The 13,685-nt window shown below is 72.2% G+C and carries 10 protein-coding genes; 8 read left to right on the top strand and 2 right to left on the bottom strand.

Annotated elements, in window-relative coordinates; all coding sequences use genetic code 11:
* Positions 1-74: 74 nt before the first annotated feature.
* The 3 genes from coaBC (at position 75) to ACWD2L_RS16455 (ending at position 5,057) form a co-directional block, all read left to right on the top strand.
* The gene (gene coaBC, locus ACWD2L_RS16465; protein ID WP_351335571.1) at positions 75-1,295 is read left to right on the top strand and encodes a bifunctional phosphopantothenoylcysteine decarboxylase/phosphopantothenate--cysteine ligase CoaBC; all 1,221 of its coding nucleotides are present in this window, start codon (positions 75-77) and stop codon (positions 1,293-1,295) included.
* 290 nt (positions 1,296-1,585) lie between these two features.
* Positions 1,586-2,794 (top strand): methionine adenosyltransferase, encoded by a 1,209-nt coding sequence (gene metK / locus ACWD2L_RS16460; RefSeq protein WP_351335574.1) that lies wholly within the window; start codon positions 1,586-1,588, stop codon positions 2,792-2,794.
* Between the two features lie 121 nt (positions 2,795-2,915).
* Positions 2,916-5,057, top strand: a complete 2,142-nt coding sequence (locus tag ACWD2L_RS16455; protein WP_351335576.1) for a primosomal protein N' — start codon at positions 2,916-2,918, stop codon at positions 5,055-5,057.
* A gap of 265 nt (positions 5,058-5,322) precedes the next feature.
* Here ACWD2L_RS16455 and ACWD2L_RS16450 read toward each other — a convergent pair whose 3' ends face one another.
* On the bottom strand, positions 5,323-5,898 hold the full coding sequence (locus ACWD2L_RS16450) for a hypothetical protein (RefSeq protein WP_351335579.1): 576 nt from the start codon (positions 5,896-5,898) through the stop codon (positions 5,323-5,325).
* Between the two features lie 496 nt (positions 5,899-6,394).
* Here ACWD2L_RS16450 and fmt point away from each other — a divergent pair, with 496 nt between their 5' ends.
* A complete protein-coding gene (gene fmt / locus ACWD2L_RS16445) occupies positions 6,395-7,324 on the top strand; it encodes a methionyl-tRNA formyltransferase (RefSeq protein ID WP_451189926.1) in 930 nt (309 codons plus the stop codon).
* 172 nt (positions 7,325-7,496) lie between these two features.
* On the top strand, positions 7,497-8,927 hold the full coding sequence (locus ACWD2L_RS16440) for an RsmB/NOP family class I SAM-dependent RNA methyltransferase (protein WP_351335582.1): 1,431 nt from the start codon (positions 7,497-7,499) through the stop codon (positions 8,925-8,927).
* Between the two features lie 56 nt (positions 8,928-8,983).
* Here ACWD2L_RS16440 and ACWD2L_RS16435 read toward each other — a convergent pair whose 3' ends face one another.
* Entirely contained in the window at positions 8,984-11,179 is a 2,196-nt protein-coding gene (locus ACWD2L_RS16435) for an MMPL family transporter (RefSeq protein WP_351335585.1), read from the bottom strand.
* Positions 11,180-11,342: 163 nt separating this feature from the next.
* On the opposite strand from ACWD2L_RS16435, the gene rpe reads away from it, so the two are divergent.
* The 3 genes from rpe (at position 11,343) to ACWD2L_RS16420 (ending at position 13,641) form a co-directional block, all read left to right on the top strand.
* Positions 11,343-12,029 (top strand): ribulose-phosphate 3-epimerase, encoded by a 687-nt coding sequence (gene rpe / locus ACWD2L_RS16430; protein ID WP_351335587.1) that lies wholly within the window; start codon positions 11,343-11,345, stop codon positions 12,027-12,029.
* 198 nt (positions 12,030-12,227) lie between these two features.
* Positions 12,228-13,211 carry a sugar-binding transcriptional regulator gene (locus ACWD2L_RS16425; RefSeq protein WP_351335633.1) on the top strand — a complete coding sequence of 328 codons (984 nt, stop codon included), beginning with the start codon at positions 12,228-12,230 and terminating at the stop codon, positions 13,209-13,211.
* Positions 13,212-13,353: 142 nt separating this feature from the next.
* On the top strand, positions 13,354-13,641 hold the full coding sequence (locus ACWD2L_RS16420) for a barstar family protein (RefSeq protein WP_351335590.1): 288 nt from the start codon (positions 13,354-13,356) through the stop codon (positions 13,639-13,641).
* Positions 13,642-13,685: the final 44 nt, after the last annotated feature.

Below are 13,685 nucleotides of genomic sequence, written 5' to 3'. Positions count from 1 at the left end.
CGACTGCCGGGCCTGTGGTGTGTCATGGAGTCGTACGTCTGTCGTTCGTACGTGTTCGAGTCAGGGGAGAACCGGTGTCGTCGAAGCCGAAGGTCGTTCTGGGGGTCAGCGGCGGAATCGCCGCCTACAAGGCGTGTGAGCTGCTGCGTCGACTGACGGAGTCCGGCCACGACGTGCGCGTCGTGCCGACCGAATCGGCGCTGCACTTCGTCGGCGCCGCGACCTGGTCGGCGCTCTCCGGCAACCCGGTCTCCACGGAGGTCTGGGACGCGGTCCACGAGGTGCCGCACGTGCGCATCGGCCAGCACGCGGACCTCGTGATCGTCGCGCCGGCCACCGCCGACATGCTCGCCAAGGCGGCCCACGGGCTCGCCGACGACCTCCTCACGAACACGCTCCTCACCGCCCGATGTCCCGTCGTCTTCGCCCCCGCCATGCACACCGAGATGTGGGAGCACCCGGCCACCCAGGAGAACATCGCCACGCTGCGCCGCCGCGGTGCCCTCGTCATCGAGCCGGCGGTCGGCCGCCTCACGGGCGTCGACACCGGCAAGGGCCGCTTCCCCGACCCGGCGGAGATCTTCGAGTACGCACGCCGGGTGCTCGCGCGCGGCGACGCCCCGCAGGACCTCGTCGGCCGCCACGTGGTCGTCAGCGCCGGCGGCACCCGCGAGCCCCTCGACCCGGTCCGTTTCCTCGGTAACCGCTCCTCCGGAAAGCAGGGATACGCGCTCGCCCGCACGGCGGCGGCCCGCGGCGCCCGCGTCACGCTGCTCTCCGCGAACGCGGACCTTCCCGATCCGGCGGGCGTCGACGTCGTCCACGTAGGGACGGCCGTTCAGCTGCGCGAGGCGGCCCTCAAGGCGGTCGCCGACGCCGACGCGGTCGTCATGGCCGCCGCCGTCGCCGACTTCCGCCCCGAGGCGTACGCCACCGGGAAGATCAAGAAGAAGGACGGCGAGGAGCCGGCGCCGATCGTCCTCGTGCGCAACCCGGACATCCTCGCGGAGCTGTCCGCCGACCGGCCCCGTCCGGGGCAGGTCGTCGTCGGCTTCGCCGCGGAGACCGACGACGTCCTCGCGAACGGCCGCGCCAAGCTCGCCCGCAAGGGCTGTGACCTGCTCGTCGTCAACGAGGTGGGGGAGCGCAAGACCTTCGGCTCCGAGGAGAACGAGGCCGTGATCCTGGGCGCCGACGGGCACGAGACGCCGGTCCCCTACGGCCCGAAGGAAGCGCTCGCCGACCGCATCTGGGACGAGGCGGCGCGGCGCCTCGCGCCCGCGACGGCCGACTGAATCCTTGTCGAACACGCGCGGAACCCATCGGTGCGTGAAATTCACATCCACCCCGTCTGACCCGGGGAAACCCCGAAAACACGCCAATTTCGGGCGGGCGGTACCCTTCCGAAGACCGATCGTCGTATCGCACAATGCGGTGTCGCAGGTCACAGCGCTCCCAGTGGGCGAGACACGTGACCCTGCGACCGAGCACGACCGATAAACTGTTCCCGGACGGTGTCGGGTGCAGCCCCCCGCACCATCCGTCAAATGATCAGCCAGCAGCCGCTGCAACCACAGGGAGCGTTGTGTCCCGTCGCCTGTTCACCTCGGAGTCCGTCACCGAGGGTCACCCCGACAAGATCGCTGACCAGATCAGCGACACCATTCTCGACGCGCTGCTCCGCGAGGACCCCTCGTCCCGCGTCGCCGTCGAGACGCTGATCACCACCGGCCAGGTCCACGTGGCCGGCGAGGTGACCACGAAGGCGTACGCGCCGATCGCGCAGCTCGTGCGCGACAAGATCCTCGAGATCGGCTACGACTCGTCGAAGAAGGGCTTCGACGGCGCGTCCTGCGGCGTCTCGGTCTCCATCGGTTCGCAGTCGCCCGACATCGCGCAGGGCGTCGACACCGCGTACGAGAAGCGTGTCGAGGGCGATGAGGACGAGCTCGACAAGCAGGGCGCGGGCGACCAGGGCCTGATGTTCGGCTACGCGTGCGACGAGACGCCGGAGCTCATGCCGCTCCCGATCCACCTCGCGCACCGCCTCTCGCGGCGCCTCTCCGAGGTGCGCAAGAACGGGACGATCCCTTACCTGCGCCCCGACGGCAAGACCCAGGTCACCATCGAGTACGACGGCGACAAGGCGGTCCGTCTGGACACGGTCGTGGTCTCCTCGCAGCACGCGAGCGACATCGACCTGGACTCCCTCCTCGCCCCCGACATCCGCGAGTTCGTGGTGGAGCCGGAGCTGAAGGCGCTGCTCGACGACGGCATCAAGCTGGAGACCGAGAACTACCGCCTGCTGGTCAACCCGACCGGCCGCTTCGAGATCGGCGGCCCGATGGGCGACGCCGGTCTGACCGGCCGCAAGATCATCATCGACACGTACGGCGGTTACGCCCGCCACGGCGGCGGCGCCTTCTCCGGCAAGGACCCGTCCAAGGTCGACCGCTCGGCCGCGTACGCGATGCGCTGGGTCGCCAAGAACGTCGTAGCCTCGGGTCTCGCCGCGCGCTGCGAGGTCCAGGTCGCGTACGCGATCGGCAAGGCCGAGCCGGTCGGTCTCTTCGTGGAGACCTTCGGTACGGCGACGATCGACACGGACAAGATCGAGGCCGCGATCTCCGAGGTCTTCGACCTCCGCCCGGCCGCGATCATCCGCGACCTCGACCTGCTCCGCCCGATCTACTCCAAGACGGCCGCGTACGGCCACTTCGGGCGCGCGCTGCCCGAATTCACGTGGGAGAAGACGGACCGCGTGGACGCGCTGCGCAAGGCCGCGGGCCTGTAGGCCTTGAGTCATTGAACGGCCCGTGGGGCCCGGTTCTCCTTCGGGAGGGCCGGGCCCTTCGGCGTTCGCGGGCCGCTTCGGGACAGGCTGACTGTCAGTCCGCTCTGGTAGGAATGCACGTGTGAGCAGCGAGAACGACAGGGGCGACGAGGGCGGGGAGCCGGAGCAGCTTGCGTTGATCCGGGAGAGCGTGCGGGCCGCCAAAGCGCCGAAGGCGAAGCCGCGGACGTGGCGGGGGGCGCCGCTGGCCGAGGAGTCGCCGGTGGCGCGAGTGCTCGTGGACAAGGGGGTGCTGCATCTCGACCGGTACTTCGAGTACGCCGTGCCGAAGGAGCTGGACGCCGTCGCGCAGCCGGGCGTGCGGGTGCGGGTGCGGTTCGGGGCGGGGAACCGGAACGTGCGGGACGGGCGGCGTGAAGGGGGCGGGCTGATTGACGGGTTTCTCATCGAGCGGGTGGACGAGGCCGAGTATCAGGGCCCGCTGGCCGCGCTCGCGCAGGTCGTGTCGCCCGAACCCGTGCTCGATGCGGAGTTGCTCGGGCTGACCCGGGCCGTCGCCGATCGCTATGCGGGGAGCCTTGCCGATGTCCTGCAGCTGGCGATTCCGCCTCGGCATGCCAAGGCCGAGGCGCGGGAGTTCGCCGCTCCGCCCGCGCCGCCGGGGGCTCCGGAGGCGGGGTCCTGGGCGCGGTACGAGCGGGGGGCCGACTTCCTGACGTCGCTGGCCGCGGGCGGTGCGCCGCGAGCCGTGTGGACCGCGCTGCCCGGGCCCGAGTGGGCCGGCGAGATCGCTCGGGCCGTGCGGGCGACGCTCGCGTCGGGGCGGGGGGCCCTGGTCGTCGTGCCGACGGTGCGGCTCGCGGCGCGTGTCGACGCCGCGCTGCGGGAGGAGTTGGGGGAGGGGCAGCATGCGCTGTTGACGGCCGACGCCGGGCAGCAGCGCCGGTACTCCGAGTGGCTTGCTGTGCGGCGGGGGGCGGTGCGGGCTGTCGTGGGGACGCGGGCCGCCATGTTCGCTCCCGTACGGGACGTGGGCCTGGTCGTGCTCTGGGAGGACGGGGACCAGCACCACAGCGATGATCACGCGCCTTTCCCGCACGTGCGGGAGGTCCTGGAGCTGCGGGCCACGCGCGACAAGTGCGCCTTCCTGCTGGGGAGTTGGAGCTGCACGGTCGAGGCGGCCCAGCTGGTGCGCAGTGGGTGGGCCGCCGCCCTGAGCGCGCCGCGGGACGTCGTACGGCGGGTCGCTCCGCTCGTACGCACCGTGGGGGACCGGGACGTGGCGCGGGACGAGGCCGCGCGGGCCGCTCGGTTGCCGAGTCTCGCGTGGGAGGTGGCGCGTACCGCGTTGCGCGAGGGGCCTGTGCTGGTGCAGGTGCCGAGGCGGGGGTACGTTCCGCGGCTCGCCTGTCAGCGGTGTCGTGAGCCCGCCCGGTGCCGGCAGTGCGCGGGGCCGTTGGAGGCGCGGGAGGCGACCGGCGTGCTCGCGTGCGGGTGGTGCGGGCGCGAGGAAGGGCGCTGGCAGTGTGCCGAGTGCGGGGGTACCCGGTTGCGGGCGCAGGTCGTCGGGGCGCGGCGCACCGCCGAGGAGTTGGGCCGGGCGTTCTCCGCTGTGCCGGTGCGGACGTCGGGGCGGGAGCAGGTGCTCGACACGGTTCCGGGGACGCCCGCGCTCGTCGTGAGTACGCCCGGGGCCGAGCCGGTCGCCGAGGGCGGATACGCGGCGGCGCTGCTGCTCGACGGGTGGGCGATGTTGGGCCGGGCCGATCTGCGGGCGGGCGAGGAGGCGCTGCGGCGGTGGATCGCGGCGTCCGCGCTGGTGCGGCCCCAGGAGGTGGGCGGCGCGGTGGTCGTGGTCGCCGAGCCCACGTTGCGGCCCGTGCAGGCGCTGGTGCGGTGGGATCCCGTGGGGCATGCGGTGCGGGAGCTGGATGAGCGGGCCGAGCTCGGGTTTCCGCCGGTGTCGCGGATGGCGGCGGTCTCGGGGACGGCGGAGGCGGTCGCCGGGTTCATGGGGGCGGTGGAACTTCCGGGGGACGCGGAGGTGTTGGGGCCCGTGCCGGTGCCTTCGGCGATACCGGGTGGGGGGCGGAGGGGCGGGGGGCCGCCGGTCGGGGAGGAGTGGGAGCGGGTGCTTGTGCGGGTTCCGCCGGGGAGTGGGGCGGTGCTCGCGCGAGCCTTGAAGCAGGCGCAGGCGGCGCGGATGGCCCGGGGGGCGGGCGAGCCGGTACGGGTGCGGGTGGATCCGCTCGACATCGGGTGAGCGGTGGGCCGTCGGCGGCGGGCTGCGGGGGCGGGGCTGGGCGGGGCCGGGTCGGGCGGCACCGTGGTTGAGGCCACCCGCAGGGGGCGCCGCACCGGGGTGCCGCCTTGCCCACCCTGCCGCCCAAGGCGGCAGATTGCCCAAGGCGGCAGGGTGGCCCGAGGCTGCAGGGTGCGCAAGGCGGCAGGGTGCCCGAGGCTGCAGGGTGCCCAAAGCGGCAGGGTGCTCAAAGCGGCAGGGTGCCCAAGGTGGGGCGGCGCGGGGGTCAGCCGTGTCGGGGGCCCGGGAAGGCGTTGGGGCGTGGGTCGTCGCGCAGGCCCGTGGTGCCCACGGTCGGCTGGGTGGGCAGGGCGCGGGCGGCGGGGACCGATGACAGCGGGCCCGCTCCCATGGGCACGGGAGGTCGCACGGACTGCGCCGGGGACGGCACGGCGGACGTCGGCGACACCGGCACCTCCGCCCCGCGCTCGGCCTCGGCCGCCGCCTGGGTGACCGCCCTGCGCGCCCCGTACCTGCGGTGCACCGCCTGCTTCGTGACGCCGAGCGCGGAGCCCACCGCGTCCCACGAGAACCCCAGCGAACGGTCGAAGTCCACGGCTGCGGTGACCAACGTCTCGACGCTGTCGCGCAGTTCCTGGGCGAGACGGACGGTGGGGGCGGGCGCCCTCCCGTATACGACGAACCCCGCGGAGGGGCCTGAGCGGCGCGGGCGGTAGACGTTGCCCAGCTGTGCGGTGAGGGTGCGCAGCGCATCCACCTGACGGCGGACCCGCTCGATGTCCCGCACAAGAAGATGCAGGCTGGCCCGTGCCTGGGCGTCGTGGGTTGCGTGGTCGGCCATGAACAAGCCTCTCGAACCGGCGATGAAAAAGGATCGGGCCACGCTCACGTCAAGCGACACCGACGAAGGCGGGTGAACGATGACGGATGACTGATTGCGGCCCATGACTGGTCAACTCTTTCTTGACCAACGCGCCATCCGGTGAGGGGTCACGCTGTTCGGGCGCATCCGCATATGCGAGGGGCGCACGTCACGGCGTGCGCCCCGTACGCGCCCACCGCACGGCGCCCATAGACTGGTGCGCTGCCCGTGACCCTGCCGCGAGAGGCTGCTGGGGCCCTTCTGACGGACCTTGCTAGAGTCGCGGGCTCTGGCATGCACTCCCCCAAGCTCTTAAGGAGCAGGGGGACCCCCTCGGCGTTGTCGTCGGTTGCCAACGCTCCGCGTTGTCGCCCTCCTCCGCCTTGCAGCTGCACGCACCAGAGCCCGCTCGCCAGCACCGGTTGTTGCGGTCGTCCGCATCCAGCCCGATCCGTCAGAAGGGCCCCAGCCACCGATGAAGCTCGTCTTCGCAGGCACCCCCGAGGTCGCCGTTCCCGCCCTGGACGCCCTGATCGCCTCCGACCGGCACGAGGTCGCCGCGGTCGTCACCCGGCCCGACGCACCGGCGGGGCGCGGCCGTCGCCTGGTCGCGAGCCCGGTCGCCCAGCGGGCCGAGGAGGCCGGCATCGAGGTGCTCAAGCCGGCCAAGCCGCGCGACGAGGAGTTCCTGGCGAGGCTGCGGGAGATCGCCCCCGACTGCTGCCCGGTCGTCGCGTACGGGGCGCTGCTCCCCAAGGTCGCGCTCGATGTGCCCTCCCACGGCTGGGTCAATCTGCACTTCTCGCTGCTGCCCGCGTGGCGCGGCGCCGCGCCCGTGCAGCACGCGGTGATGGCGGGTGACGAGATCACCGGCGCGTCCACGTTCCTCATCGAGGAGGGGCTCGACTCCGGACCCGTCTACGGGACGGTGACCGAGGCGGTCCGTGCCACCGACACCAGCGGCGACCTGCTGACCCGGCTCGCGTTCGCGGGCTCCGGGCTGCTCGCCGCGACGATGGACGGGATCGAGGACGGCACGATCGAGGCCGTGCCGCAGCCCGCCGACGGCATCACTCTCGCGCCGAAGATCACCGTGGACGACGCCCGTATCGACTGGCGCGCGCCGGCCCTGCGGGTCGACCGGGTCGTCCGTGGCTGCACGCCCGCGCCGGGTGCCTGGACCGAGTTCCGCGGCGAGCGGCTCAAGGTGCGCACGGCCGTCCTCGCGCCCGACCGGACCGACCTCGCGCCGGGTGAGATCTCCGCAGGCAAGAAGAACCTCTACGTGGGCACCGGTTCGGGCGCCGTCGAGCTGCTCTGGGTGCAGGCGCAGGGCAAGAAGCCGATGGCCGCGGCGGACTGGGCGCGGGGCACCCGGATCGCCGAGGGGGAGACCCTGGGCTGACGGGCCTGCCGGCACCGGTTCGCGTCGCCGGGGGTGATTGGCCCGCGAGGGCCGTTGTCGGGGCCGGGACGTACCCTGGGAGGGTTCATCCCGGCGTACTGCCTGTGCGTGGCGCCGATTCCGGCGTACGCCCCGTGCGGAGCGCCCGTACGATCCCAGCAGCGGAGCACCTTTGAGCGACCAGCCCGGCCGGCCCCCTCGTAAGCCCGGCAAGCCCCACCGTCGTCCCAAGAAGGACCCCGTGCGCATCCTCGCCTTCGAGGCGTTGCGCGCGGTGGACGAGCGGGACGCGTACGCGAACCTCGTGCTGCCGCCGCTGCTGCGCAAGGCCCGCGAGAAGGGCGACTTCGACGGGCGGGACGCCGCGCTCGCGACCGAGCTCGTGTACGGGACGCTGCGCAGGCAGGGGACGTACGACGCGATCGTGGCGGCGTGCATCGACCGGCCGCTGCGGGAGGTCGATCCGCCGGTTCTCGACGTGCTCAACCTCGGCGTGCATCAGCTGCTCGGTACGCGGATCCCGACGCACGCCGCCGTGTCCGCGTCGGTCGAGCTGGCGCGCGTCGTGCTCGGTGACGGGCGGGCCAAGTTCGTCAACGCCGTGCTGCGGAAGGTCTCGCAGCACGAGCTCGACGCGTGGGTGGAGAAGGTCGCGCCGCCGTACGACGAGGATCCCGAGGACCACCTGTCCGTGGTGCATTCGCATCCGCGATGGGTCGTGTCCGCCCTGTGGGACTCGCTGGGCGGCGGGCGTGCCGGGATCGAGGATCTGCTGGAGGCCGACAACGAGCGGCCCGAGGTGACGCTCGTGGCGCGGCCCGGGCGGACCACGGCCGAGGCCGTACTCGCCGAGGTGGGCGAGGAGTCGGGGCTGCCGGGGCGCTGGTCGCCGTACGCCGTGCGGCTCGCCGAGGGAGGTGAGCCGGGGTCCTTCGACGTCGTCCGGTCGGGGCGGGCCGGTGTGCAGGACGAGGGAAGCCAGCTGGTTGCCATCGCGCTCGCGAACGCTCCGGTCGAGGGACGCGACGAGAAGTGGCTCGACGGGTGCGCGGGCCCCGGCGGCAAGGCGGCCATGCTCGCCGGGCTCGCCGCCGAGCGCGGGGCGACGCTGCTCGCGTCGGAGAAGCAGCCGCACCGGGCCGGGCTCGTCGCGAAGGCGCTCGCGGGGAACCCGGGGCCCTATCAGGTGATCGCCGCGGACGGGACGCGCCCGCCGTGGGGTCCCGGGACGTTCGACCGGATCCTGATGGACGTGCCCTGCACGGGACTTGGCGCGCTGCGGCGGCGTCCGGAGGCGCGGTGGCGGCGGCGCCCCGAGGACCTCCAGGGCTTCGGCCCGCTGCAACGGGACCTGCTGCGCAAGGCGCTCGACTCCGTGCGGGTGGGGGGCGTCGTGGGGTACGCGACGTGCTCGCCGCATCTCGCGGAGACGCGGGCGGTCGTGGATGACGTGCTGAAGCAGGTCGGCGGGGCGGAACTCGTCGATGCGCGGCCGTTGTTCGAGGGGGTGCCGGCGTTGGGGGAGGGGCCGGATGTGCAGTTGTGGCCGCATCTGCATGGGACCGATGCGATGTATTTGGCGTTGATTAGGCGTACGGCGTAGGTGATGTTGCGGTGGGGCGGGGTGAAAGATCGGGGCTCTGCCCCGGACCCCGCGCCTCAATCGCCGGCGGGGCTTGATTCGTGCCCGGCCGGGCGTGATTTGCCGGCGAGGCTTGATGGGGGATCAACCGTGTTCGGCCACCAGACCCGGGAGCCTGCGTCCAGGAACAAGGATGTCACCAGGACCGAACGCACCACGAACGTGTCCAGGAGGATGCCCACCGCCACCGCGAAGCCGATTTCGGCGAAGGCGACCATGGGGAGGGTGCCGAGGGCCGCGAAGGTGCCCGCGAGGACCAGGCCCGCCGACGTGATCACCGCGCCGGTCGCGGCCAGGCCCGTGACGACGCCCTGGCGTGTGCCCTGGCGCGCGGCCTCCTCACGGATGCGGGTCGTGAGGAAGATGTTGTAGTCGATGCCGAGTGCCACCAGGAACACGAAGACGAACAGCGGGAAGTCCGTCGACTCGCCCGCGTAGTCGAAGAGGTGGCGGAAGGCCAGCGCGCTGATGCCGAGCGCCGCCGCGAAGGACAGCACGACCGTCCCGATCAGCAACAGCGGTGCCACCAGGGCCCGTAGGAGCAGGCCGAGGATCAGCAGGACGACCACCAGGACCAGCGGGATCACCAGCTTGTTGTCGTGCGTGGTGGCCCGGTCCATGTCGAGCAGCGCCGCCGCGCCGCCGCCCACCTTCGCCTCCGCGCCGGGCACGTCGTGCACCGCGGCCCGCATCCGGTCCACCGTGTCCTTGGCGGCTTGACTGTCGGAGGGTGCGGTCGTCGTCGCCTCGAAGAGGATCCGGCCGGCCGCCGCGGGTTTTGTGTTCGGGGGCACGCCGATGCTGCCGCGTACGACGCCCTTCGTCGTGGCGACCGCACGCCGCACCTGCTCGCCCTGCGCCTGGTTCGCGACGATGACCAGCGGGTCGCCGGTGCCCGCCGGGAAGTACTCCGCCGAGATCTCCTGACCCACGATCGAGTCGGGTTTGTCGGTGAACGAGTCGGCGTTGCTGATGCCCGCCGCCTTCAGCTGGATGAGGCCGAGGGAGAGCAGCGCGAGCGCCGCCGCCGTCGCGATCCAGACCAGGCGCGGACGGCGCGCGATCCGTCGCCCGGTGCGCGCCCACACGCCCCGCTCGGTGGGTTCCGGAGAGCCCACGTGCGGGATCACCGGCCAGAACAGCCAGCGGCCGAAGATCACCAGGAGGGCGGGGAACAGCGTCAGCATCGCGAGCAGGGCGACGGCGACGCCGATCGCCGCGACGGGGCCGAGGCCCCGCGTCGAGTTCATGTCGGCCGTCAGCAGGACCAGCATGCTCAGGACGACCGTCGCGCCCGACGCGAGCACCGCGGGGCCCGCCCTGTGCAGGGCGAGGGCCATCGACTCGTGCCGGTCCTCGTGTCGACGCAGCTCCTCGCGGTAGCGGGCGACCAGGAGCAGGGCGTAGTCCGTCCCGGCGCCGAACACGAGCACCGTGAGGATGCCCGCGCTCTGCCCGTTCACGGTCAGGCCCGCGTGCTGGGCGAGGAGATAGATCAGCGCCTGCGCCGTGAACAGGGCTGCCACCACGCTCAATACCGGTACGAGCAGCAGGGACGGGCTGCGATACGTGAACAGCAGGATCACGATCACGATGCCGAGCGCGGAGAAGAGGAGGGTCGAGTCGATGCCTTCGAAGGCCTTGGAGAAGTCCGCGGAGGTGCCGCCGGGGCCGGTGATGTGGATCTGCAGGCCGTCCGCGGACGTGCCGCTCCGGTCGCGGATGGAGTCCACTGCGGGTGCGATCCGCTCCCAGCCCTTCGCGTCCATCGTGATCGGTACGTAGATCTGGGCCGCCGAGGGGCCCGGCCGCTTGTCGAGGACCGGGCCGCGGGTCTCCGTGCCGCGCACCCCGTGGGCGCTCAGCTGCTTGATCTGGGCGACGTCCCTGGCGATCCGGGCCCGGTCCGCGACGGTGAGCCCGCCCTCGCGCGCGTAGACGACCACGGCGGGGATGGTCTCCGGCCTGAAGTCCTTGGACAGGTCGAGGACTTGGGTGGACTCCGCGGAGCCGGGCAGCCAGGACTGCGCGTCGTTGTCCTGGGCGTCGGCGAGTTTCTGGGCGAGCGGCGCCGTCCCGATGATGACCACCAACCACAGCAGCAGCACCAGCCACTTGCTGCGCCGCCCGCACACCAGCCACGCGACGCCCCGGCGCTCGGGCGCCTTGCTCACCGTGCCCTCGGCACTCACTGTGCCCTGCTCGTCCGCCATGGCGTCCCCCGCTGCGTCGTGCGCGGTGCTCCCCAGGGACCTTCAGGCCGGCCCCTCCTGCGAGCCGCCAAGAATGGCACGGGCGGGCACGGCTCGGTATCGGTCTCGGGTACGGGGCAGTACCGAGGCGGAGCGGCACCTCCGGGCATGGCACGCTTGGGGCATGGCCGTGCAGATCAACCCCAGCATCCTTTCCGCGGACTTCGCCCGCCTTGCCGACGAGGCAAAGGCCGCCGAAGGCGCCGATTGGCTCCATGTCGACGTCATGGACAACCACTTCGTCCCGAACCTGACCCTCGGGGTTCCGGTCGTAGAGTCGCTGGCGCGTGCGACGGACACGCCGTTGGACTGCCATCTGATGATCGAGGACCCCGATCGCTGGGCCCCTGAGTACGTCGAAGCGGGTGCCGGTTCCGTCACCTTTCACGCGGAGGCCGCCGCCGCCCCCGTCCGCCTCGCGCGCGAGATCCGCGCCAAGGGCGCCCGCGCGTCGATGGCCCTGAAGCCGGCGACGCCGATCGAGCCGTACGAGGACCTGCTCCCCGAGCTCGACATGCTGCTGATCATGACGGTTGAGCCGGGATTCGGCGGGCAGGCGTTCCTGGACATCATGCTGCCCAAGATCCGCCGCACCCGTGAGCTGATCGGAAAGCACGGTCTGGAGCTCTGGCTGCAGGTCGACGGCGGAGTGTCCGCCGCGACGATCGAGCGGTGCGCCGAGGCGGGCGCCGACGTCTTCGTAGCCGGTTCCGCCGTCTACGGGGCGAAGGACCCGGCGGAGGCGGTACGTGCACTGCGCACCCAGGCGGAGGGCGCTACGGCGTCCGCGGCCTGGGCGTGCGACCACTGAGCCGCGGGCACGTGAACGGCGTCCATCGGGGCTGATCAACCGCGTCGGATCTGCAAGGATGAACGGCGTACCGGGATTGTGGACAGCGGTCGATTCGTGAGCAGCAGTCGATTTCGTGGCGTAAGAGAAGTTTCGTGACGTAAGAGAAGTGAGGAGAACGCCGTGTCCGCATCATCGGCGGGACGGGCGGCCCTGCGGATGGGACCCGCGGAGCTGGTGCAGGCGGCGGCCATGGCCCGTCGCTTCTATCTCGAGAACAAGTCCAAGATCCAGATCGCCGAGGAGTTCGGCGTGAGCCGCTTCAAGGTGGCGCGGGTCCTCGAGACCGCCCTCGAGCGGGATCTCGTACGTATCGAGATCCGAGTCCCTGCCGAGTTGGACGCCGAGCGTTCCGACGCGCTGCGGGCCCGCTACGGGCTGCGCCATGCGGTCGTCGTCGAGTCGCCCCCGGAGATCGACGAGTCGCCCGACCCGGAGAACCTCGGGGAGGTCGCCGCCGAGCTGCTCGGCGAGCTGGTCACCGAGGGCGATGTGCTCGGCCTCGCGTGGGGCCGTTCCACCATCCACATGGCGGCCGCCCTCGACAAGCTGCCGCCGTGCACGGTCGTGCAGTTGACGGGCGTGTACGACGCGGGGACCGCGGAGCGCGGCTCCGTGGAGGCCGTGCGGCGTGCCGCGCAGGTGTCGGGCGGCGACGCGCACCCCATCTACGCGCCGATGCTGCTGCCGGACGCCGCGACGGCGGCGGCGCTGCGCAACCAGACGGGGATCGCCCGCGCCTTCGAGTACTTCGACAAGGTCACGGTCGCGTGCGTGTCCATCGGCTCCTGGGAGCCGGGGATCTCCACCGTGCACGACATGCTGAGCGACGAGGAGCGTGCGCACTACGCGTCGCTCGGTGTCGCCGCGGAGATGTCTGCGCACCTGTTCGACGCGCAGGGGCGGCGGGTCGGGCGGGACCTGGGGGAGCGGTGCATCACCGTCGAGGCGGATCGCCTCCGGCGGATACCGGAGGTCGTGGCGATCGCGGGTGGGCAGCGGAAGGCTGCCGCCATTGACGCGGTGTTGCGGTCGGGGCTGGTCACCTCCTTGGTCACCGATACCGCTGCGGCGGACTTCTTGCTGGCGGCCGGGTCGGCGCCGAAGCCGGCGTTGCAGCGGGCGGATCCCGACGGGGTGTGAGGTCGGAGGCGGGGTTGCGGTCACGGGGCTCTGCCCCGGACCCCGCTGCTCAATCGCCGCAGGGGCTTAAAGGATGCGCCTCAATCGCCGGCGGGGCTTGAAGTGGCTCAAATCGGCGGCCGGGCTTGAAACGGAGGAACCCGTGGGTGTGCGGCGGCTGGATCTTCAGGGCGTGGTCGACAAGGACGGGTTCATGGAGCGGTGTGCCGTCGCGCTCGGGCTGCCGTCGTGGTTCGGGCGGAACTGGGACGCCCTGGCCGACGCCCTCGGCGATCCGGGGCAGCTGCCCGAGGTTCCCGAGGGCGAGGCGCTCGCGGTGGTCGTGACCGGGTGGGCCGAGTTCGAGGCGCGGCACCCGGAGCAGTGGGAGATCGCCCGTGAGGTGTTCGCACAGGCGTCGGCCGCGCGGATCCGCTTCGAACTGGGATGATCATCCAAGCCTGACCCCTGACCTTGGGACGTTCGGCCCGAAGA

This window comes from Streptomyces sp. NPDC002754, assembly GCF_053592315.1.
Note: the sequence above shows the minus strand (reverse complement) of the source record. Positions and strands in the feature narration are given on the sequence as shown.

Bases quoted from the DNA above. Each gene is read 5' to 3' on its own strand.
- ACWD2L_RS16435 (WP_351335585.1), bottom strand. From the start codon at position 11,179: ATGGCGGACGAGCAGGGCACAGTGAGTGCCGAGGGCACGGTGAGCAAG.
- ACWD2L_RS16425 (WP_351335633.1), top strand. From the start codon at position 12,228: ATGGGACCCGCGGAGCTGGTGCAGGCGGCGGCCATGGCCCGTCGCTTC.
- rpe (WP_351335587.1), top strand. From the start codon at position 11,343: ATGGCCGTGCAGATCAACCCCAGCATCCTTTCCGCGGACTTCGCCCGC.
- fmt (WP_451189926.1), top strand. From the start codon at position 6,395: ATGAAGCTCGTCTTCGCAGGCACCCCCGAGGTCGCCGTTCCCGCCCTG.
- ACWD2L_RS16450 (WP_351335579.1), bottom strand. From the start codon at position 5,898: ATGGCCGACCACGCAACCCACGACGCCCAGGCACGGGCCAGCCTGCAT.